The 23017-nt window shown below is 60.5% G+C and carries 17 protein-coding genes and 1 pseudogene; 6 read left to right on the plus strand and 12 right to left on the minus strand.

Annotated elements, in window-relative coordinates:
• Complete coding sequence (gene oxlT, locus AWB75_RS25280) at window positions 1-1347, minus strand: oxalate/formate MFS antiporter (RefSeq protein WP_061126777.1); 1347 nt, start codon at window positions 1345-1347, stop codon at window positions 1-3.
• A 420-nt stretch (window positions 1348-1767) separates the two neighbouring features.
• Between oxlT and AWB75_RS25285 the strand changes: the two genes are divergently transcribed.
• Both AWB75_RS25285 and AWB75_RS25290 read left to right on the plus strand, forming a co-directional pair.
• Complete coding sequence (locus AWB75_RS25285; RefSeq protein WP_061126802.1) at window positions 1768-2712, plus strand: LysR family transcriptional regulator; 945 nt, start codon at window positions 1768-1770, stop codon at window positions 2710-2712.
• 97 nt (window positions 2713-2809) lie between these two features.
• Complete coding sequence (locus tag AWB75_RS25290) at window positions 2810-3148, plus strand: hypothetical protein (RefSeq protein ID WP_061126778.1); 339 nt, start codon at window positions 2810-2812, stop codon at window positions 3146-3148.
• A 96-nt stretch (window positions 3149-3244) separates the two neighbouring features.
• Here the strand turns inward: AWB75_RS25290 and AWB75_RS25295 are convergent, their stop codons facing one another.
• Window positions 3245-4696: an aldehyde dehydrogenase family protein gene (locus tag AWB75_RS25295; protein WP_061126779.1), complete on the minus strand. Its 1452-nt coding sequence runs from the start codon at window positions 4694-4696 to the stop codon at window positions 3245-3247.
• A 211-nt stretch (window positions 4697-4907) separates the two neighbouring features.
• On the opposite strand from AWB75_RS25295, the gene AWB75_RS25300 reads away from it, so the two are divergent.
• From AWB75_RS25300 to AWB75_RS25310, 3 genes are all read left to right on the plus strand, one after another.
• Window positions 4908-5246, plus strand: coding sequence for a zinc ribbon domain-containing protein YjdM (locus AWB75_RS25300; RefSeq protein ID WP_061126780.1), 339 nt, complete (start codon window positions 4908-4910; stop codon window positions 5244-5246).
• Between the two features lie 228 nt (window positions 5247-5474).
• Window positions 5475-5735, plus strand: a complete 261-nt coding sequence (locus tag AWB75_RS25305; protein ID WP_061126781.1) for a hypothetical protein — start codon at window positions 5475-5477, stop codon at window positions 5733-5735.
• A gap of 153 nt (window positions 5736-5888) precedes the next feature.
• Entirely contained in the window at window positions 5889-6842 is a 954-nt protein-coding gene (locus tag AWB75_RS25310) for a M23 family metallopeptidase (RefSeq protein ID WP_061126782.1), read from the plus strand.
• 226 nt (window positions 6843-7068) lie between these two features.
• On the opposite strand, the gene AWB75_RS25315 is transcribed toward AWB75_RS25310, so the two are convergent.
• The 10 genes and pseudogenes from AWB75_RS25315 to AWB75_RS25360 all read right to left on the minus strand — a co-directional run bounded on the left by AWB75_RS25315 (window position 7069) and on the right by AWB75_RS25360 (window position 21317).
• Window positions 7069-8310: a zinc-ribbon domain-containing protein gene (locus AWB75_RS25315; RefSeq protein WP_143746493.1), complete on the minus strand. Its 1242-nt coding sequence runs from the start codon at window positions 8308-8310 to the stop codon at window positions 7069-7071.
• Window positions 8311-8342: 32 nt separating this feature from the next.
• Window positions 8343-9443 carry a hypothetical protein gene (locus AWB75_RS25320; protein WP_235012226.1) on the minus strand — a complete coding sequence of 367 codons (1101 nt, stop codon included), beginning with the start codon at window positions 9441-9443 and terminating at the stop codon, window positions 8343-8345.
• Window positions 9444-9474: 31 nt separating this feature from the next.
• The gene (gene tssJ, locus AWB75_RS25325) at window positions 9475-9957 is read right to left on the minus strand and encodes a type VI secretion system lipoprotein TssJ (RefSeq protein ID WP_327219775.1); all 483 of its coding nucleotides are present in this window, start codon (window positions 9955-9957) and stop codon (window positions 9475-9477) included.
• A gap of 14 nt (window positions 9958-9971) precedes the next feature.
• Window positions 9972-11111, minus strand: a complete 1140-nt coding sequence (gene tssG, locus AWB75_RS25330) for a type VI secretion system baseplate subunit TssG (RefSeq protein WP_061126784.1) — start codon at window positions 11109-11111, stop codon at window positions 9972-9974.
• Window positions 11075-12925, minus strand: coding sequence for a type VI secretion system baseplate subunit TssF (gene tssF, locus AWB75_RS25335; RefSeq protein WP_061126785.1), 1851 nt, complete (start codon window positions 12923-12925; stop codon window positions 11075-11077). Before tssF ends, tssG begins: the two co-directional genes overlap by 37 nt.
• A 34-nt stretch (window positions 12926-12959) precedes the next feature.
• A pseudogene (locus AWB75_RS25340) lies at window positions 12960-16460 on the minus strand (ImcF-related family protein).
• A gap of 21 nt (window positions 16461-16481) precedes the next feature.
• A complete protein-coding gene (locus AWB75_RS25345) occupies window positions 16482-17693 on the minus strand; it encodes a DUF4283 domain-containing protein (RefSeq protein ID WP_061126786.1) in 1212 nt (403 codons plus the stop codon).
• A gap of 8 nt (window positions 17694-17701) precedes the next feature.
• Entirely contained in the window at window positions 17702-17953 is a 252-nt protein-coding gene (locus tag AWB75_RS25350) for a PAAR domain-containing protein (protein ID WP_061126787.1), read from the minus strand.
• 86 nt (window positions 17954-18039) lie between these two features.
• On the minus strand, window positions 18040-19314 hold the full coding sequence (locus tag AWB75_RS25355) for an SEL1-like repeat protein (protein WP_061126788.1): 1275 nt from the start codon (window positions 19312-19314) through the stop codon (window positions 18040-18042).
• A gap of 8 nt (window positions 19315-19322) precedes the next feature.
• Window positions 19323-21317, minus strand: coding sequence for a phospholipase D-like domain-containing protein (locus AWB75_RS25360; RefSeq protein ID WP_061126789.1), 1995 nt, complete (start codon window positions 21315-21317; stop codon window positions 19323-19325).
• Window positions 21318-21639: 322 nt separating this feature from the next.
• On the opposite strand from AWB75_RS25360, the gene AWB75_RS25365 reads away from it, so the two are divergent.
• Window positions 21640-22659, plus strand: a complete 1020-nt coding sequence (locus AWB75_RS25365; protein WP_061126790.1) for an IS110 family RNA-guided transposase — start codon at window positions 21640-21642, stop codon at window positions 22657-22659.
• The last annotated feature ends 358 nt before the right edge of the window (window positions 22660-23017 follow it).

Consider the following 23017-nt stretch of genomic DNA (forward strand, 5'->3'; position numbering starts at 1 on the left):
TTACTGGACCGTGTTGCGCGATGCGTCCCAACCCGCCTGGAACGACGCGTTCACCGAGGACTCCGCCGATGTTTCCGCGACCGTGTTCTCGATCCAGCGCTTGCGCATCGGCGCAAGGACGAACTTCGCGCACAGGCCCGCCGCGATCGACGTCACCGCCGCCGTGATGAACACCGCGTTCCACGAGCCGATCGAGGCGAGCACCGAAGCGAGCGGCACCAGCATCGACGCCGTGCCCTTCGCCGTGTACAGCGTGCCGGCGTTCGCGGCGGCGTACTTGCTGCCGAAGGTATCGGCGCAGGTCGCGGGGAAGATCGAGAAGATTTCGCCCCAGCAGAGGAAGGTCATCGCCGCGAACAGCATGAAGAGATACGGGTTATGTCCGAACTCCATCAGCCCGAGCAGCGCGATACCTTCGCCGAGAAAGATGAAGAACATCGTGTTCTCGCGGCCGATCTTGTCCGAGATGAAGCCGCACAGCGGACGCGTGAAGCCGTTGCACAGATTGTCGATGGACAGCGTCATCGCCAGCAGCGGCAGCGTCACACCCAGCAGGTTCACCGGCATCTTCGCGAAGCCGTATTCCTTCGCGATCGGCCCGAACTGCGCGGTCGCGATCACGCCGCCCGCCGCGACGAACACGAACATCAGATAGAGCACCCAGAAGATCGGCGCGCGCACCATCTGTTTGGTCGTGTAGTCGATCTTCGTGGCCACGATGCGCTTGGCCGGTACGATGTTCGCCGGCGGATTCGGGCGCACCAGCATCAGCGCGAGCAGGAAGATGCACACGCCTTGCAGGATGCCGAAGAACATGAAAGCGTGCTCGTAGCCGGCGCTCTGGATCATCCTCGAGATCGGAATGACGGTGACGGCCGCCCCAGCGCCGAAGCCCGCCGCGGTCAGTCCCGCCGCGAGACCGCGCTTGTCGGGGAACCACTTGAGCGCCGTGCCGACGCACGTGCCGTACACGCAACCCGCGCCAATGCCCGCAACCACCGCGCCGATGTAGAGATGGACGAGGCTCGTGGCGTGCGCATCAATGATCCAGCCGAGCGCCGCGCAGATCGAGCCGCCGATGACGACCGGCCGTGGCCCGAACTTGTCGACGAGCCAGCCCTCGACGGGCACGAGCCATGTTTCAGTGACGATGAAGATGGTGAAGGCCGTTTGAATCGCCGCCTGACCCCAATGATGTTTCGCATCCATTGGAACGACGAACAGGGTCCATGCGTACTGCAGATTGGCGACGAGGCCCATGCATAGGATGCCGATCGTCAGTTGAAGCCATCTGTTGTGGTGACGCCCGTGCGATTGCCCGGACACAACCGTGTCTGCGCTTGCCATGTCTGTCTCCGTTATGTGTCTCAGCGCTCGTTCGGCGCTTGATGTGCTGCGAGGAACCGGCGCATTGCGTCGGCGGCGAGCGGTCGGTCAGGGGAAATGCTCGGTCCAGACGGCGTGGGCGTGAGGCCGCCGGTCGCGGGTATTGCGCAGGTCGCGCGTTCCGCGTGATTGGAGGTGGGCGATCGATTCGCACATCTGGCAAGCATCCGCGTCAGGCGATCGAAGAATCATTTCAAGCGATTCCCAATGAAGTCCGGATGGTTATGCGGCCTATACAGGCTTCGTGTGCTGCGGGGCGATGCCGTTCGCCTTACAACTGGCGAGGACGTGAAAGCATCGTGGGGGAGAAAAACGATTAAGGAAAGTTAGAAAAAGTTATTGTATAAATTAGCTATCGTGAATGGACGAAGGATCGCCGTGCTGCGAAACGCTACCCTGCGTCAACTGAAGATCTTCGAAACTGTCGCCCGTCGGTTGAGCTTTTCCCGTGCCGCCGAAGAGCTCTACCTCACGCAGCCTGCGGTCTCCACCCAAGTGAAGCAGTTGGAGGAGCATGCCGGTTTGCCCTTATTTGAGCAATTAGGGAAAAAAATCTATCTCACGCCCGCCGGGAACGAGATGCTCCATTACAGTCGGGCGATCCTCGAACAGTTTCGCGAAGCCGACGATGCGATGGCGCGGCTCAAAGGCATCTCAGGCGGGACGCTCAATGTCGCGGTGATCAGCGCGGGCGATTACTTCTTTCCCCGGCTGCTGGCCGCCTTCACCCAGCGCAATACCGATGTCCGGCTCAATCTCGCGGTGCATAACCGCGAGGAGTTGCTGCATCAGCTTTCGGACAATCTCACCGACCTCGCGGTAATGGTCCGCCCCCCGCGCGATACGGACACCGTCAACGTTTCTTTTGCGCCCCATCCGTACGTCATCGTGGCGCCGCCGGATCATCCGTTGGTCGGACGCAGAAACGTACCGCTCGAAGCGCTCGCCGACGAGCCGTTCATCGTCCGCGAGCGCGGCTCGGATACCTGGAATTCGATGGAGGAAGGTTTCGCCGGTCGGCTTGGCAACCTCAATGTCGCGATGGAGATCACCAGCACCGAGACGATCAAGCAGGCCGTGATCGCGGGCATGGGTCTGAGCTTTCTTTCCGCGCATACGATCAGCATGGAACTGCAGGTGGGCAAGCTTTCGGTGCTCGACATTGAGGGTTTTCCCGTGATGCTCAACTGGTTCGTCGTGCATCGGCATAACAAGCGCCTGCCGCCGGTCGCGCTCGCGTTCAAGCAATTCCTTGTGGAGGAAGGCGCCGCGCAGATCGAAGCGATCACGCAGATCGTCGCGACGACGGGCAAGCCCAACGCATAAATGTTTCTGAATAGATAAGCGAGAAAAGTTTAACTGTCGTATATGGTTCGTGTTTTCTATCCTGCATTCAAGCCCCACGGCCATACAGGAGACGATCATGACCCATGCAACGTACGACGATGACCGCGAAGTTCAGGCGCAAGTCTGCGCGTTCAACACTGCTTTCGAAGAACTCGACCTGATGTTCCGTTGGGATCCGCACACGTATCGCTCGCTCGCGTCGGCGGACAGCGATTACGGAAAGATCGCGCAATACATCGAGACGCAATGTCCGCATCTGTTGAAGGCGTACAGCGCGGAGTTTCTGTGTCAGGCGATCGTCGAACGCAAGAACTCGACGATCGAAGCGTGCCGGCAAAACACTGTCCAATATGAAGACAGCACGCAGCGGGCGCGGCTTTGGCGAGCGCGCAATCAGGAAACTGCGCGCGTCTGACGGTTTTGGTTTTATCAAAAGGGCGGTCCGGGAAATCCGGACCGCCCTTTTGCGTTCCTGCGTTCCGCCGCGGTTGCGCGCGGCGAAACCCGATACTCAAGGCGCGAGGGCGACCCAGACGGCCTTCGGCTCGGTGAAGTTCTCGATGGCGACATCGCCATGCTCGCGGCCGAACCCCGAATCGCCGCCGCCGCCCCACGGAAGGCGCACATCCGTGAAGCCATAGGTGTTCACCCAGACCGTGCCCGCCTTCAGTTCCGCCGCCATGCGATGCACGCGGCCGATATCCGCGCTCCACACGCCCGCGGCGAGGCTGTACGCCGTGCCGTTGGCGATGCGCAGCGCGTCGGCTTCGTCATCGAACGGGATCACGCTGGCGACCGGTCCGAAGATCTCTTCCTGAGAGATGCGCATCTCGTGTTCGACTTTCGCGAACACCGTCGGCTCGACGAAATAGCCGCGCTCGCCTGATCGACGCCCGCCCGTCACCAGCGACGCGCCCTCGCCTTTGCCGATATCCACGTAATCGAGCACGCTTTTCATCTGCTTGGCGGAGATGAGCGGTCCCATGTTGGTTTCGCGCTTCGACGGATCGCCGAGCTTGATGGTCCGGGCGCGCTGAGCGAGCCGCTCGACGACTTCATCGTAGACGGCCCGCTGCGCGAGCACGCGCGAACCCGCCGAGCAAACTTGGCCCGCGTTGAAGAAGATGCCCGAGGCGGCGGCGCGCACGGCACTATCTATATTGGCGTCCGCGAAGATCACGTTCGCGGACTTGCCGCCGAGCTCCAGCGTGACGCGTTTGAAGTTTCCCGCCGCGCCTTGCAGGATGCCGCGCCCGACTGACGGCGAACCGGTGAACGTCACCTTGTCGACGCCCGGATGCGCGACGAGCGAGTCGCCGACGACCGAACCTTTGCCCGTCACGATGTTGAGCACGCCCGGCGGCACGCCCGCTTCGAGCGCGAGCCGTCCGACCATCAGAGCCGACAGCGGCGTGATTTCGGCGGGTTTCACGATCAGCGTGCAGCCGCACGCGAGCGCTGGCGCGATCTTCCACATGCCGATCATCAGCGGGAAATTCCACGGCACGATGGCCGCGACGACGCCAACCGGCTCGCGCACCGTGTAGGTCAGCGCGTCGGGCCGCGCGGGCACGACCTGGCCGTTGATCTTGTCGCACCAGCCGGCGTAGTACGCGAGCGTATCGATGGCGGCGGGCACGTCCTGGCGCTGCACGCCCGCGATCGGTTTGCCCGCATCGAGACTTTCCAGCGCCGCGAGTTCTTCCTGATTTTCGCGCAGCAGTTCAGCCAGCTTCATGAGGATGCGGCCACGCTCGGCGGCGCGGATCGCGTTCCACGGCTTGAGCGCGGCGCGCGCTGCCTGCACGGCTCGGTCGACGTCGGCGGACGTGCCTTGTGCCACGCGGGCGATAGGGCTTTCCGTCGCCGGGTCGAGGTTCGTCGAGTAATCGCCGCCGCTCGGCGGGACGAACTCGCCGTTGATCAGTAACTCGTAGCGTTTCAAGTCCGCAGTGCTTTCCATGTCTCGCTCCATGTGCTTTTACGAATCACTTCATGTTGGGGCAGAAGAAGCATCCATGAAAGCAAAACATTTTTATCGTTTGCATACAGCGGAATGTATGGACGGATATAACGGCGCGGGTTTGTACACGATCGACGTCGAATGTAGAAGTTACAGGCTCCTTCGCATGGCGCTATACTGCCGGCCTTTCGATGCATCCTTTGGAGTACCCATGAGCGTTTTGCCCCCTTGCCCGAACTGCCGCTCCGAATTCACCTACACGGACGGCAACCTTTTCATTTGCCCGGATTGCGCTCGCGAATGGACGAGCGTCACTGCAACCGTTGAACCGGATGCCAAGGTTTATCGCGATAGCGCCGGAAACATCCTGCAGGACGGCGATACGGTCACTGTCATCAAGGACCTGAAACTGAAGGGCTCGGGCGGTGTGATCAAGATGGGCACCAAGGTGAAGAACATCCGCCTGGTCGACGGCGATCACGATATCGACTGCAAAATCGAAGGCTTCGGCGCGATGAGCCTGAAGTCGGAATTCGTCAAGAAAGCTTGAGTATTTTTAGGATTTTTCGCACTTCCTGCATTTTGTCGGCTCATTGAAAATCGCTCGTTTTTTCGAATCTGAAGAAACACATGAACGCGTCAAACGGCAGCTCCAACGCTGACGAGTCCACCACTGTCAGCTTCTTCAACAGCATATTCATGAAAGACAGCGGCGGGCTACTACCAGTTCGGCGCGAACACTTCCGCGGTTGCAGGCGATTACGCGCAGCACATCTGGGTGAATCTCACCACGGCTGGATCGTCTGGCTGGAAGTCGCTGGAAGAAGTTCAAGCCGGCTCCGGCGGCTCGATTGAATCGATGGGCGGTTATCGCTATTTGAAGGCTTCGAGCAATAGCGTCTATGTCGACTACAACGGGACGATCTGCTACGGCGAGTTCGAAAGCGCTGGCGACATCCATGACATATCGGCTGCGGCTTATAACCGCATCGCCGCGGATTTCGTCGCGCAACGGGAAGTCGCCGCTCTGAAGCAGTAGTTCCAAGTGGCGGCGAGGCGTAAGTCCTCGCCTGGTCCGCGCGACGCAGAAGAAGCACGACTCCGTCCCAAATTTATCCGATCTGTCCGATAGGCCGCGATTTCCCGCGCCCCTAACATCTCAAAATAATATTGGGTTGCTGGGGAGGTCAGGTTGGATTCGGTTATCTCGCGCAGAAAGAACGATCCGTACATCGTGATGCGGCGTGGCGCGCTGCACACCATCGTCTGCACGGCCTGCTCGGCGGTCCTGCTTGCGTTGGCCGCTGGTGTTGCGGTCGGGCACGCCGGTGTTGCGCTCGGGCACGACAGTAGTAAGGCGCCGCTCGTCCATCGCGAGCCTGCGCGGGCTCCCACGACCTCCCCGCTCGCGGCAAGCGAGTTGGCGCGCCTGCACGCCGCGAATGCCTCGCTCGATGCTCGCGTTGAGCGGCTCGCCGCGCAAGTCGATACCCTCAGCGCGTTCGATCAACGCCTGCGCGCACAAGCGACACGCGCCACCGCAACCAGCAAGGTGGCATCAGCGCGCGCGTCCGGTGACGACGCCGCGGGCGGCCCCGAACTACCGCCTCGACCTTGCCAGGCGGTCGGCGCATATTCGAATCCGCAAGTCCCCCGCGCCGAACTCGACTGCGTTTCAACGACGCTTTCTGCGCTCGAGCAGGATGTGGCGCAGCGCGAGGCAGCCTTGAATGCCTTCCCGGGCCGCCGTCCGCTCGCGCTCGGGCGTACCAGTTCATCGTTTGGCAACCGCCTCGACCCCTTCACGCATCACTTGAGTTTCCACCCGGGCATGGATCTGTCCGCCCCAACGGGCACCCCTATCCTCGCGGCCGCCGGTGGTCGCGTGGTCCGGGCCGGGCCGATGCCCGGTTATGGCAACGCCGTTGATATCGACCACGGCCATGGCGTTATCACGCGCTACGCTCATGCATCGAAGATCGAGGTACGCGTCGGGGAGACCGTGCAGCCAGGCGAGTCGATCGCCGAAGTTGGATCGACCGGCCGCTCGACGGGCCCGCATCTGCATTTCGAGGTGCGCGTGAATGACCGGCCAGTCAACCCGGCCGATTATCTGGCGTTATTTGCGGGCGCCTCCGCCGCATGACGCGCGAAGCGACGAGACGGACGGACGGCTTTTAGGAAGGAATACTTGGTGGGCCGGGAGGGACTCGAACCCACGTACCGGGGCACGCAGGGGATCGCAGGGGTGCTAACCCTTTGATATGTCGAAGGGCCATATCCTGTAGTCCCCTGCATGCCCCTCGACTGTCCCTGGAATTGTCCCTGAAGCACTCGCCGCGCCCCAACCGCCCGCAAAGCACGAGCCAGCTTCACTTTCCTTCAAAATCGTACCGCTCTCGCTTTGTACGTTTTTTCGTTCGAGCGAGCACAGCGCAGTTCGGGCACCAGGTACCGCGGCGAACGCTATCCGGTTTTGCGCTCCAGATATGTCCGTCACAACATTCCCATTGCAGCGGCGTGATGGTGTTGACATAGCTATCGGACAAGCACCTGCCTGCGCGCGCAGCGGCGATCTCACGCATCTTTTCTATACCAAGACGTGTGCGCTCTATCGCGCAGGTCCGGCACCAGTGACCGATCATGATCTTCATGGGCTTGGCCAGCCACTCATGCCCCTTTTCGCATTGCCAGCGCAATAGCGCAGACTGGTTGGTGTAATCGTCGGACAGACACTTGCCGCCGTATCCAGCCGCAATCTCATGCATCTTTTCGATGCCCGTACGCTTGCGCTCGAAGCTACACTCGGCACACCAACTCCTGTGGATGTTATGGAGCGGGGCGCCCCAGCGATGTCCTTTGTCGCATTCCCACAGCAGAGGACTTTTCGCATCGGTATAGCGCTTTGAAACACATCGCCCGTTATGTTTTGCTGCCAGCGCCTGCGCGTCAGCCAGGCTGAAGCGCTGGCTTTCGATGTAACACAGCCTGCACCACTGCCCTCGGGCGATATAGAACGGTACCGCCGTCCAGGTATGCCCTTCGCTGCAACGCCACTCCAACGGAACTGTCGTACCCTTATATTCGTTCGATATGCATTCGCCGCCGTGTTTCCGGGCGAGGCCCTGTGCCCAGGCCAGCGTCTCCTTTCTGATTCTTTCTTTTGCGCAAACTGGACACCAGGATGGCTTGGGCCCTCTGATACTGCCCGGCCGCGCCTTCCATTGATGCCCCTTTGCGCACTCCCAGAGCAACGGCGTATCGCTATTGACGTATGCGCTCGACAGACATCGTCCGCCGCGCTCGCGGGCAATCTCATTCATATGCTCAATCGTGTCGCGCATCTTCTCGCGCGCGCACTGCGGGCACCAGCTTCCCCACTGAATCCGCTCAGGGATGGCCTGCCACTCATGACCGCTTTCACAGCGCCACAGCATCTTGGCTTCCATGCCACGATATTCTTGAGATAGGCACTGCCCATTTTTTCGCGCGGCAAGCGCGTGCATGTCTGCAATGGTTTTGCGATAGACCATGAATGAAGACTTTCTGCTGAATTTCCTGTTGTCGATATCTCGACCGGTTTTTCCGCTCGAGAGCGACAATAGATTGCCCACACACCTCTTCCGAAGCGCCCCAGAAGCCCCCTTCACCCTCTCACGTCCCAGCGCTCTCGCTTAGCGCGCTGCTTGGATCGCTCGAGGTTGGCGCAATTCGGACACCATCGGCCCTGCTTGACATTGGAGGGCGTGGCCTGCCACACATGGCCCAGATGACATTGCCACGTATGTTTGACCTTGTTCCCGATCGATTCAGACGATAGGCACTGGCCGCCGCGTTCCGCGGCGATTGCCTGTAACGTCTCGATGGGCGTGCGCCTCGCAAGGTTGCCACAACGCTTGCACCACAGGCCCTGCCAGATCGCGCTGGCCGATGAAGTCCATTCGTGGCCGACCTCGCAACGGAAGCGATATCGCTCGTAAGACCCGGTGTAGTCGCTGGACAAGCACTCGCCCTTGCGCTGACGGGCCGCTTCGCGCAATCGCGCCAGTCCGTCGTGATGGAAATTCGCCTGAACAATCTTCTCGGCTCGTGCCGCTTGCGTGCAACGCGGACACCAGCCCTTTCCGTCCATGATCAGATCGCCGCGCGCTTCCCACCGATGACCGCAGGCGCATTCGCACAGGTAATAGGTGCGTCCGCCCGCATAGGATTCGGCGAGGCAGCGCCCGCCTCTGCTAGCGGCTCCCGCTTGCAGGCGCGCCAGGCCGTCCTCATGCAACTGTCGGCGGGTCGTGTCTTCGTATCGGCAATGCGGGCACCAGTTACCTTGGCTCAGCCCGTTTCCACTGACGTCCCATTCGTGGCCATTGGCGCATCTCACGCGGTGGCGATCACGCAATCCCGTGAATGCCCCCAGCAACGTGCCGCCGCGCTCGGACACGCGAGTGAGGCAGCGTGCCCGGATCTCGTCGGCTTCGCAGTCCATGCATTGAGGTGTTCGCCTAAACACACTGGCCTCGCGTTCGAACCGGTGTCCCTTCGCGCACTCGAACTCATAGCGAGCTTTCATGCCCCGCCACGCTTTCGACAAACACTGCCAGCCAAGCCGGGCGGCGCGCGCCTGAAGCTTGGCCAGATAGGGATTCACTTCGATGCGCGTGTCTTCGCTGATCTTGCACTCGCTCGAAACCCGATGCGACGCGGCCAAAGGAAAAGACGTGCTCATCGCCGTATTGGTCGTGATCATTTCTTGCTCGATTTCGTGTCGCCGGCGATCGTCAGCGTCTTATCCACCCGCGCCAGCTTGAGCGGTTCGTCTGCCGACAGCGACTTGCTCTTGATGACCTGCTTCCCGTTCCCGTCTTGTCCGGGTTTTGATAGAACGCAGCAATCGCGATGTATTCCGTGCCCTTCACCATCGGCTGAGAGAGACTCGCCGCGCCGCCGGGATTCACCACTGCAGCCATGCTCGCCTGCAGATCCTCGCTAAGCACGGGCGTGTCCTTGACGATCAGTTCGCCGTATGACGCGGCGTCAAAGCGCTTGCGGTCCTTTAACTGATAGACGCGCACCGCCACCGAGGTCGAGCGGCCCGCGCTGTCGGGGTTGAGTTCTGCGCGTGCGCTGAGATCAACATTGACCTCCTCCACGCGCCTGTGAAACACCGCGTCGTAGGCGACGACCGAGGTGTCGGAGACGGCCTGCCAGGCACCGCATCCTGAGAGCAGCAGCGTCAGGATTGCGCTATACCGTTTGAACATCACACTTCCTCGATTCATGCGGCTTGAGGGACGACCTGCGCCAACAGATACGGATTGGACTCAGCCGTCGGAAACGCCTCGCAGATGCCCAGTTGAACCGTAATGACGCGTTCCTCCTGCGCAGGCAGCACGACCGTCCAGCCCAGACGCGGTGCGACGGTGACTCGTGGCGTGCCGACGGATGGTGCGGGAGCCAAGCGCGAGGACATCTGCATGCGCAGATGCACATCGGCCTTCACGCCGATATAAATCCGCGTGAGCGCGGTCAGATCGCGATGCAGCCAGCCGCCGGGCAACAGATCGCGCGCTTGCTGCGCATCCTGCGGTTTGAGCGTCACGCGCACCGCGCGGCTGCGATAAGGCAGGCGCTTGCCTAGCACGTAGCCGCCGCCGAGACCTCGGCCTTGGCTGGAAGATGCTTTCGTGGTGAGCGGATGTTGCTGCGCGGTGCGTTTGGCGACCGGCCAGAATTCATCGACCTTGACGTCCACGCCCGGCGCACCCAGCGCGATCACGCCTCCCAGCCCTTCCGATGTGCGGGTGCGCTGAATCATCAATCCGAGCATTGCCAGCGTGCGCGCATCGGGCAATCCTGCGCGCGCCGGCTTGCTACCCCAGCCTAAGCCGATCAGGCACAGCAGATTCTTCGACTGCGCATCGGCGCCGCCGTATTGAAAACGCTCCGGATAGCGATATTTCTTCCACGCCCGGTACAGCAGCGTCACGAACCGGTGGTGAAATTGATCGAGAAACGCTTCGACCGCTTCGTGTCCTTCCTCACGCTGGGCGATGTCGTCCAGATAATGGCTGGGCATCGCCGCATCGACGCCGTACAGACCCATGAAGGTCGTGCGGATCGTCGGCGGCTGGGACGTGGCATAGGGATCATCGTCGATATCGGCATATTCGACGCTCGCGATCTCGCCCGCCGGAAAACCCATACGGGCACGCGAGCGGAAACGCACCGGCTCGTGTTCGGGTGTGTCGCGCTCACCGAAGCCCGTGCGCTCGGGCCTGCCTGTTTCCAGCAGGCGACAGAGATGCATAAAGCCCATCTTCGGTGCGCGTGCGAGGAGCGCTGCGACCAACGGTTCGATGTTGGGTAACTCACGAGACTTCATAACGGCGCCCTCCACGTCTTGCTGCGCGGCCATTCGATGCGCGCTTTCGACGGCAAACTCACGATCTCCAGCTTCGTGAACAGATTGATCTCCGCATACAGTTCGAAGAACCGATGCAACAGTTCGCCGAACAGCATGACATCGCCATCGCCCGAGAAGGCGTGCGAATCGAGCGTCACCTCAATCAACACACCCCGCTCCACCGCGCCGCCCGTCACCTCTTCGAGCAGTTCCTCCGACACCCACAGAATGCCTGCGAGACGCCGGCGATTCAGTTCATCGTTAGTCCAGTCGTACAACGCCAGCGCACCGCGCAGCACCTCCGCGTTCATCATCGACAGGAAGTTGGGCGCGAGGTGCGACAGGATTCGCCACTGGAAGCGGTCGCCCGTGGGCGGATACAGCGGCAGCGTCGGCGCGATGAGGTTTCGCACGCCCGCGACGTTCGGCGTGCTTTCCGCGAGTTCGTCCAGACGCGCCTCTCTCAATCCCTTGCGTGGCAACATGCCGTTGGTGCCCGTCACATGCAGCGACACGCTTTCCTCGGGCAAATCCTGCATCGTCTCCCACGCGTGGCCGCCGAAGATCACCCACGTCTCGTGCAAGCCATCCATGCCAGGACGCACGCGCGTGTGGAAATAGCGTTCGGGGGCTTCATGGCGCATCATCCCGCCGCGATGGCGGAAGGTCGCGAACGGCACGTATTCGTAGCGCTCGGAGCTTTCGTGATCGAAGGCTTCGACCGCATCGACTGAATAGGTTTCGACGTGCTCACCCTGATAGCCCGCAGGCACCACCCGGTATTCCGTCTCGTGATGATCGATGACGATCGGTTCGGCATCGAGCTCGAACAGGTTGATCACCGGCGTGCAGAAGAGCCGCACGTTGTCCTTGTTGAAACGCTGGTCGGACGGATACGGGTGTTCGAGCACGATCTCCAGTTCGAAGCGCGTCGAGTCTTCCGGAAGCTTCTCGACGTCGAATTCGCACAGATCGACAAACAGGAATTTCTCGCGGAAAGTGAAATATTCGAGCAGCAACTGATAACCGGAGAACGCGGCATCTGACTTCGGCCACAGGCGTTCCTCGGGTGAGAAACCCGCAGGTTCGATGGTGACGCCCGCGAGCGGCAACGCTTCACCGTCGCGAATTTCAGGTACGCGCCATTCGATCGTGTGGATTTGACGCGTGAGCGCCAGGTGCATCGCGAAGGCGGTCGGCAAGTCCGCGTTCAGATACAAGCGCAAGCGCGACAGATCGGTTTCCTTGCGGTTCGCTGAATGATCCAGTTCGAAGGCGAGACGAATCACCGAGCGGCCGTCGTGGCGCACGGTCGGTCCTGCCTGAAGCAGGCGCAGCGGGTGCAATTCGACGGGCTGCGTGGTTCGGTACAGGCACTGGACGGTCTTTTGTGTGGCGCCGCCGCCTGACTCGTTGCCTGCTGGAATCGGCGCCGAACGCACCGCCACGCCTGCCGGTACGTGCTCGGTTCGCTGATGCTTCTCGCCGAGCGGAATCAGCTCCACGACCGAGAGCGACGGAATCATCCGCAGGTAGTGCGGCCACAGCAGGCTCACGAGCCCTTCGGTCAGCTCGGGCAACTCGTCATCGAGCTTTTGCTGAAGTCGGCCGGTGAGAAACGCGAAGCCTTCGTAGAGACGTTCGACGTAAGGATCTCGGTCGCCGACGCGATCGAGATTGAGCATGCGCGCCCGGTCCGGATGCGCGCGTGCGAACTCACGCCCCGCCTCGCGCAAATAGCGCATCTCGGCTTCGTAGTAGCGCAGCACGGGATCGAGATGCGGGTCAGCATTCTGTTCGACGTCAGGGGGTTTATCGTTCTTCATTCAGATTGGATTCTCATGGTGACGCGTGCGGGCGTCACTTCAGCGACGGCAGCGGCACGCCGAGCTTTTGGGCGGACGCGACGGCTCCCGGTGGCAGGGGCGGCGGTGTCGGTCCCGAAAGCTTCGGTCCATCTTTCGCCGCGCTCGTCACGAAGATGCGCGTGGGCAACGTGAAGTGGCGCAACTGCAGTACGTCGAGCGGACCAGCGCCGCCCTCGGCGCGCAGTTGCACCGACAGCGGGATACCCAAGCTTTGATCCGGCGTCCACGACAGCAGATAGCGCGCGTTGTCCTGCTGTTCGACCTTCGCGCGTTCCAGCAGCCGGATCAGCGCGAAGCGACCCTGCGCGTACATCGACGACCGCAGGCCCGCTTGTTCGGTCTGCCATTCGAGTTGCGCGTTGTTGTCGAGCGCCTGGCCGGGCCATTCGAACGGTATCCACTGTTCCATCTGATTGAAGTAGTGCAACTGTTGGCCCGATGAGATGAACTTCATGTCCGTGATGCCCGGCGTCGGCACGCCCCGTAGCTCGAAGCGCACGCGAGCGTCGCCGCCCGGGAACAGCACCGATGAAACGCGCGTGAGCTTGTTGAGCGCCGTCAGGAACTCGGGATCGAGCGTCAGGCCACCACGATCAGCGCCTTGCGCCGCGACCCACCGGTTTCCTTGCCTTTCGATCACACCCGCGAGCTGGCTCGTCACGAACTGGGCGATGAAACCGTTGTCCATGCGCATGAAGCTCGCCATGTCGGGTAGCGACGCATCGTTGTCCGAGTCCGCGAACGGATACTTGCCGCCGAAAGCGCGGTTCCAGTCAGCCACAATCGAGGTGCGCCAGATGTCGTTCAGGCTCGATGACGCAGGCTGCACCACCACTTGCCACGTCTGGTCGAGCGGCGCTTCGAACAGATGTCCGAAGCCCGACCACTGTTCGCCCAGGCTTGCCGCGAGGCGGCTCGCGTAGTCACGGCTGTCGGCGATATCCGAGGTCTTGCCCTGCAGCATCGCCTGTGCAGCGATACGCGACATCGCGTCCGGGTCGGCGCTGGCCATCATCTGCTGAGTCTTCAGGCGCATCGCGGTGACGCGCTCAAGGTAGCGCGGCAGACTCAGGTCGCCTACCGCCACCATCGCTTGCCGAGTCGCCTTGGCGTTCGTCGCGGTGCTTGTCGCAACGTCGCTTCCGGTAAGACGCAGGATCGGACCGAAGGCTGCGGCCAAAGGCGCCAAAGGCTGTTCCGTTTGTTTTGACGGATCCTTCTCGTCCTTGCCGACCCACGACTGTGCCTTGCTGATGAGATTGTCCGAGAGCGATTGCATCGACGCGCCGGCGCTCGCCTGATAGACGATCGCGTTCATCAGCGCCACGAGCGGCGAGCGTTGCGGATCGCCCAGCAGGGTCAACTGGTCGACCGTGCCTGAGAGCGATGACGCGTTCTGCCAGCGAATGCTGTTCAGAAACTGCGCCCACGCGCGGGCGTAGTCGTCGAAGTAGCGCTGGCGCAGTTCGGCCTTTAGAGTGGACGGTGCCGTGTTGTCGATCTTGGCGTCGGACAGCACCCAATCTCCGGTGACGGAGCGTTGTTCGCTGGCTTCGTCAATCGCCTTCGGGATGCGCTCGTCCCACGCGGAGCGCGTGAACACGCCCGGAACCGTAGCGGTCGTATTGAAGAGGCCGCGGCTGGGGTGATCGCCCAGCAGGGTCGCCAGCGTGATTGGCGGGTACTTCGGCTTCGTCTCCTCGATGATCTGCTGATAGATCGCGTCGGTCGAATTCTGGATGCCGCGCACGCCGATGATGGTTTGACGCGTGGAAGCGACAAGAGATACGTCCGGCGTGATGGCCGGCGCCGAGTCGCGTTTGAGATGGCTCGCGTAGAAGGCGATCGCGTGCTGGCGCAGGTCTTCCCATGTGCCGGGCGTCACCGACGAATTCAGCGGACGCGTTGGTGCATTGGTCGCCAGCAGTTGCGCGCTCAGGAACGCCGGATCAACGTGCTCGGAATGCGCGAGCATCAGGTACGTCTTGAGCGTGTCGTAGGCCGCCTGCACTTGCGCGTTGCCGCCGCTGGCGATCTCGGCGTCAGAGAGCGAAGCGAGCTGGTTGAGACGCTCTTCGAGTTTGGACTGGATTGGCGCAATGAGCACGCGCGCGGCGGCGCTCTGATAGCCGGGCTGTAGCGCATCCAGCAAAGCGGCGTCATGGTTCAGACCGAAACGGGCGAACCAAGGTGCGCCTTCCTTGCGATGTACTTCGAGCGTGTCGAGCTGCTTGTCCAAACTGTCGAGGGCGACCAGCGCTTGCGTCGGATCCTGCACCGACGAGAGTTTGGACATCGTCGCTGACGCTTCCTGCATCGACGACCGATTCGATACACCCGAAATCACCGTGCCGAGCAATCAGAGCACAAACACGGCGATCGCGATCCAGGCCGCCAGCGTCGACCATGAGAAGCCCACCCGCCGGCCGTGAACCGTGCGGCTGTGATCCGCGATGGTTTGCCACACCGGATGCTGCCCGTTCTGCTCGATGGCTGGCGCGCTGATATCCGCGTGACTCGCCAACTCCTCGGGCGTCTTGCCGATCGGAAGCGATGCAAACAGCAACCCCTGCACGGAACAACGCGCAAGAAGCGACGCGCCCGCCTGCGTCACAAGGTCCACGAGCACCACGCGCAGACTCTCGATGTGCAGCGAGAGCGCTCCAAGAAAGCGATCGCGGGGATTGCTGGCAAGGCGCGCCACCCCCGTATCCGCCAGGCGCGCCGCCAACGCTTGCAGTGTCCCGTTCAGTTCTGCCGGAGTCACACGGGGATCTCCCCACGTCTCACCGACCACCTCGGAACTGCTCAATGTATTGCGCCCCAGATCAAGCACGTTGAGCAAGTACGTCGGCGCGGCCCATCCGAGCGCGCGAGCGTGTCGAGCCAGCTTTTGCGCGATGGCCGGCCCATCGAACGATCGGGTTGTTTGAGCGCCCGATTGTTCGATCGCGACCATCGCGTCAACGGGACGCCCCCGCCGCAGTTCACGAATCTGTTCCAGCCAGCTTGCGTCCAGCGAATCGCCGTTCTGTCTCGCATAAAGCAACACGGTCGAACCGGCGACGGCGTAGCCGTTCTCGACCAAGCCAGGCGTCATACGTGCGACCACCCGCTCATCACCGACGATGGCAAGCCAGCGGTCTCGATAGCGCCAACGTCGCCCGTGCCGGTCACGAAGCGTCAGTTCCAGCTTCTCGCGGCGCGATGACCCGAGATCGGCGGCGGTGACTTCCGTCGACTTCGCGCGGGCAGATGCCTCGCGTTCATGCCTTTTGGCGCCGTCACCCTGCGTACTACGTGCCACACGGCGCCATCCCCCGGTGAAATTCGCCCGCGCCACGAGAGCGAACGCGCCGATGGCACACACGTAGATCACCCGCTTATACGGTGATGGATCAATGCTGTCCCCGTTGTACCAGGCGAGGATCGCGCCGCCCACAGTGAGCGCGCCAGCCAGCAGCCAATAGCCGGAGATTTTGGGAAACTTCATACTTCGAATAAAAAAATAGGTTCAGGCGACCGGTTGAACGATCGAGAAATGAAGCGATGCATCGCGCCACGCCACCAGCTGTGGCCGATGTGTCTGCGCCGCATGTTCGAGACTCAGCGCCAGCGCAAGCCATGCCGAGGCACAGCCGCTTCGGCCGAGTGCCGCGTCAAGATCGTGTATGCCGCTTAAGTCATCGGCCTTCGACACGCCGAGTTTGAGCGCCGATGAACCGTTCAGCACAGTTGCCTTGTCCGCTTTATCGAGTCCGGCCTGCCACAGATCGGTGACGGCGTCATGCTTTGTGCGGCCCCATTGCAGTGCGGTTGAAAGCGGCGCATTGATATCCTCGCCCGACGCCTGCACAGGACGATGCAGCGATCCGATGCATTTGATGTGCCGACGTGACGCAAGCGGCGCCCAGCCGATCAGCATCGCCACAGCCGCTTCGCCGCTGTTCTGAGGCGGCGAGTCATGCAGTTGCACCGCGACGAACAGCAGGAACTTCTCAAGCGTCGGGCCGCCCTGCTCGTCGAGCCATTCATCCAATGCCATCGCGCCTTGTTCGGGTGAAACGAGCACGGAATGAGCAGGACGATTCATCGCCTCATCCCAGCAGGTTTGCCAGGTCTGTTGCAAGGCTATTTGATCCACATCGGCGGGCAGTTGCAGACGCACACCGAAAGGCACATCGAATGGAACAGCTTCGACTGCCGTCTTTACCGAAGCGATCAGGCGCCTGAAGCACACGCGATAGCGGCAAGGGTTCTCGTCTTTGCTCACCAATTCAAGCGCGGCGTGCCGAATCGCAGTCTTCCCGTCCAGCGAGTCTTGCGCCTCGATCACGCTCTTGAGTTTCACGACATCGGCGGCTACGTCTTGATTGCCCGCTGCGCTCAGATACGTCGATACCGTCACCGCGAGCGGCTCGCTCGCGAATTCAAGCGCTTTCTCCCGATCCTCGCGCAAGACCTCCTCTTCCGCGTCCAGGCGCTCGTTCTCCTGATCGCGATACAGAAGGCGAAACCCGAGCGCCGCGGCCCACGCGAGCGGCGGGACGCCCAGCAGGCGGATCCAGAATGGGACCGTGCCGGTCGGTTCACCCTTCGGCCAGGTCAGAAGCGTCATCGTGACGCCCGCCACCATGAATACGAGCAGCAGAACCAGCCAAACGATGACGTTCGGCGGCTTGGGACGATCCTCGGTGGACTTCTCGGGAGGCAAAGCGACCGGCATCGTACGATTCAGAGCAAGCTGGAGATAAGGTGACATCCGCACATCGCGCGATAGCCGTGGCGAGCAACGGGCACGCCTTCGTCCAGCGTCTCTTCGTCACCATCGATGATGAGGTTCGGCTTGATCTCGGGATGCTTCGGGCAAGTCACCTGGTCGCCCTTGCGGGCGACGCCGCGCCCTTCGTAGATCATTGTGGTCGATGCGGTAATGACGCGGCCACCGTGGTCGGTGGCGTCGCCCAGCAGAATCAAATTAAGCATATTTAGGTTCTATTTCGGATGCTGCGCAGTGTTGATACAAGTCGCTGCGCAGATCGTCGACCTGCGCATCGTCGAATCGCTGCTCGTTATGCTTCGTCGGTGTAGGAAATCAGTTGCCACACGCCATCGGTATGCATGCGACGCACGCCTAACATACTGTCGAGCATTGCGATGGCTCTCGGCTGTTCGACATCGAGCAGCGGAAGCTTCTCGCCTTTGCGGAAGCTCCGTTCGGCGGGTGTCGCGACGTAGCCCGAAGGCGGACAGGCTCTCCACGTTCCGCCTTGCGGGCATTCCTCTAGCGCACGCACGGTCGTATTGAGCGGTACCTTCGTCGCAGAAGCGGACTTTTGCTGGTCCGATAGCGGTAAGCCCGTGGCGGGATCGAGACGCTTTTCCTTGGCCAGACGTTCGATTAGCTCATCCGAGGGCTGAGGCACGACCTGCTCATGTTGTTTTTGCCATTCGAACGTGCCGTCCCACACCGGAAGTTTCGCCGGTGGCAGCGGCACAATTTTGTCGATGTCGGGCACCTTGGGATTGCTATATTCATTTTCATCCAGGAATTTTTCGATCATTTCATAGCGACGCGAGCGCTCTTCATCTTTGGACAAGCTAAGAAATTCAAGCTTATCCTCCGAAGATGCGAGAAAGCCATTCTTGAGGGAGAACGCCGCCATGCTGCTACCGGACACAACACCTCTCTGATACGCCACAACTGCCTCTCGGTACTGACCTTGTTCAAGACGACTGACGCCGAGTTCGTAGGCTGCACGTGGATGCCCACCATCCGCCGCGCATTGCAGCATCTGGTCGGCAATATCTGGTGCTTTGTCAGGCGAATTCAGCAGATTGGATATATAGAACTGCGCATCGGCATTGCCCAGGTCCGCGGCCTTACGCATGTACTTCAGCGCCATTTCGCGGTCTTGCTTGAGGCCGTACCCTGAGTTCAAGTAGTAGCCAATGTCGTAATAACCCGTCGGAACCCCGTCGTCTACCAGTCGAGCGGCCCAATCCACTACCTCCTTACGGCCCTCGGGTGCATGTGCCATCCCGCGCGAGATTAATTGCTGAACGTTATGGTTCGCCTTGTAATGTCCATGCGCAGCAGCGATACGGAAGTAGCGCGCAATTTCGTCGTAGTCCTTCGGGCCGTCCCGCGTTTGAAGGTATCGGCCATATCGAAACAACCTGTCCGCATCCGGAGTCAACACGGGAAGACGGTCGGCTTCGTGTACACAGGTGAACGCCAGATTGGCGCGCACATCTTTGATATTGGGGAAACCAGGCAACGCACTCTCCTTTGAGCAGGCAGCAAGACAGGTAACAGTCAGAAACACCAATGCAAGGTTCTTCATTCAGTCAGTCAGTCGATATATGAACGAGTCGGGTTATCTCTGTAAAACTCGACCAACGACGCCGCTGGGCCGCTTGTTCTGCCTTTTCGTCGGGTTTTGTTTCTCGAAATTATTTCATCCCACTTCTTGAAAGCTTCCTCCGCGTCCAATCGCCCGTTAGCATCCTTCTGCCCCACTCCCTGACCGCCCGTGTGAATACGCCACAATCTCTCTCTCAACGGCTGAGTCACACGCATGGACTCGTGACAGATGTTCAACTCACTGTCGACCTCCATGCTCCGCAAATTGACGTTTGCCGATCCGTGCGTAACGAACACGTCATCGACAATCATCAATTTAGAATGAATGTATACCTCGTCCCAAGGCTGGCCTTTCGGCGTATCAGGAGGCACGAGCGTACAGATATGCACCTTGAGGCCGGGAATATCGAGCTTCTGAGGATCTTCCGTCTTCGCATGATCCATTTGCGCTTTTACCTCGGCGACGCGTTGACTGGCTTCGAAAGCGTCCTGTTGAGCCTTGGCAAGGTAGTTCGCAACGCCCTGTGCGTCACCGGAGAACGGATTGACCCGCATCTGCGTCGTACTTTCCAGCGCCTGATCCGCACGCTTCTTCGTCTCAAGCGCTTGCTTATACTGCTCGCTCAAATCGTCGGCGCGTTCCAGCTTCGCCACACCCGGCAGCACATCCGTGCGCCCGAGCGCATTGAGCATTTGATATGTACTCACGGTACCCGGACCGATTCCCTCATCACTTGAGTTAGTTATCACGAAAAGGTACAGCGGCTTCTTCCGGCCCTGCGCCTGATACGTCTTCACCAGATTCGTGAGCTTTTCGGCCAAAGGCGGAAAGCGGAAATACTGGTTTTCGATGTATATGAAGTTGCTCGTATTGTTGACCGCCTGAAGGTAGAGCGCCTCGATATCTTTGATCTTGTACTGCGACTGCGTCCGCAGGATCTGGGCCATGACTGCGACATCGTTCGGCCCGCTTCGAAGCACGGGTGGCTTCGCCGAATTGCGTTGGACTGCCAGTTTCTGTCCCGTGGCTGCATCCCACGCCTGGCAGAAGTTGGCATTCAGATCGATAAGGATCGGCCCCGTTACCTTCGCTGAGATGTCCTGCCTCGGATGAAATCCATTACGGCCCATCTGCGGATGCAATCGCACATAGCTATGACCGGTCGTGTCCCAGTATTCGCCAAGCGTGTTATGCCCCATCACAAAGCCGGTCGCAATGTCGGGATATTCGTAGTCGATCAGCACCATCTTCTGGTGATGGGTGGGAAATGCTCCGAAGAACACCCCATTCATAACCTTCGCCTGGGTACCACGTTCGCCATATGCGCTCTGTTTCGATGTTCGCTGAACGATCTCGACGCGCTCCTTCAACTCGAAATCACGAGTCGCGAATTCAATGTTGCCGAATGCGGGATCTCGCTGCAGACGAGCCACGCTGTTGCCGACTTTATCTGCCAGCCGTCCAATCTTGCTGAACGAGACAGGCAGCAAATCGGAACCTGTTGGATCCGTATCGCTCGAATTTTTCTGATCCAGACCTACCTGCCCGTACCACCAAGCATCGAATTCACGTTGCGTGGAATTCCGATTGTCGGCAGCCACGGACATACGAGCTCCGGGCATCATGCTCTCGCTGTTCTGAGCTAGGTGGAATTTGTCGCCCCATACGAGCAAGCGGACCTTCTTTCCTTGCCGTGCCTTTTCGAGCAACAGTTCCCCAACTGACAGCGAACCCGCTGCTTCGCTTCCGCGTTTGAAATACATCGATGGCTGAAAGCCCCAACACACGAGGTCAATGGTATGTTGCGCAGCCTCGATTGCGTCGTACACCGCCCCAAACGCCTCCTCTCCGCACACCAAAGGACGGTGTGTTGCAGCCTTGGGTTTGTACTCTGCCTCTTGTACACAATGCGGCAATGTCAATGTCGCACTGCTGCCGCACGACCGGGCGATTGGCGATGTGATGGCTGCTTGTCCACTCATGATTGCACTTCCGTATTCGACGTATCGCTGTCGGGATTTAATAAGTCGGTCATGCAGAATGGCGCGAAGCCATGCGGCCCGTGCGGATCGATGCAAATAAAGGGTTGCGAAACTCCCAGTTTCAATATGGAATTGGCCTATCTTCTGGGAGTGAGAAGCGCCGATGAGCACACCGGATTTCTTCCGCAGCCGCCTGGAATGAAATGAACGCGTCCCACCGTGAACGTGAGAGCGGAGGCAGGAGGTGGATCCTCACGGGCCAACGGCATCGATGTGCCAAGATGGAAAATGCACGCATTTCCCGGCAACCGGAGGATCCACGATGAACAGTATGGCAGTGGGCGTAGACATCGCCAAGCAGGTTTTCCAAGTGCACTACGTTGACCAGGAAACCGGAGAGATCGTGAACAAGCCGATCAAGCGTGCGAAGTTCCTCGAGTATTTCGCGAACCGCACGCCGTGCCTTATCGGGATGGAAGCGTGTGGCGGAGCGCACCACTGGGCGCGGCAACTGACGCGGATGGGTCACGAAGTGAAGCTAATGCCAGCGGAGTTCGTCAAGGCGTTCAATATCCGCAACAAGAACGATGCGGCGGATGCGCGGGCGATCTGGCTGGCGGTGCAGCAACCGTGCAAGTCGGTGGCGGTGAAGACCGAGATGCAGCAGGCGATGCTGGCGCTGCACAGGATGCGCCAGCAATTAGTGAAGTTCCGCACGATGCAGGTCAACGGGCTGCGGGGACTGCTGACGGAATACGGTGAAGTGATGAGCAAAGGGCGAGCGGCAGTGGACAAGGAAATGCCGGCCGCGTTAGGACGGATCTCGGAGCGCCTTCCGGCGGCGCTGATCGACACGTTGCGGGAGCAGTTGAACGGGCTGGCGAAGCTCGACGAACAAGTGGCGGAGATCGAGCGCCGAATGCGCGAATGGAAGAAGGAAGACCGGACCGTGAAGGCGATCAGCGAGATTCCTGGCGTAGGGTTGCTGACGGCAACCGCTGCGGTGGCGATGATAGGCGACCCGAAGGCATTCAGTTCGGGACGCGAATTCGCTGCCTGGGCGGGCTTGGTACCCAAGCAGACCGGCTCGGGCGGCAAGGTGAGCTTGCACGGGATCAGCAAGAGGGGCGACACGTATCTGCGCACCCTGCTGATTCACGGTGCACGCAGCGTATTGACGCGTTCGAAGGAACCCGGCCTGTGGGTCGAGCAGATGAAGAAGCGGCGACCTATGAATGTCGTGATCGTCGCGCTAGCGAACAAGATCGCGCGGACGATCTGGGCAGTGCTCGCCCATGATCGGCCGTATCAGAAGGACTACGTGAGCGTCAAGCCGAACTGACCGGCTTACGCGAGGCAGAAGATCAACGTTTAATAACACAGGGTGAACGTCGAAGGGTTGCGCAGCAATCGAGTGTGATGACAAGCCAGGTAGGACCAGGACTCGCCAAACCTGAATCGCATCCAGAGCCTGTAGCTCGAGCCTGGAATGAGGGGCGAGTCAGCGTATTTCATAGGGGCCCGCAGCAGTAGTGTCCGCTGCAACGAGGCCGGATATAGAGTTGCAGCCCATCCTGTCAATCTGACGCACGAAGAACTGTCGCAAAGGGACGCGTTCATATAGATGCGATGATCGATTTACGGCACGCGCTGGCGATCCTGGCTAACCGGATGCCATGGACGTCGATAGAAGCGACGTT

The organism is Caballeronia catudaia, from assembly GCF_001544755.2.
In the GTDB taxonomy this organism is placed as follows: Bacteria; Pseudomonadota; Gammaproteobacteria; order Burkholderiales; family Burkholderiaceae; genus Caballeronia; species Caballeronia catudaia.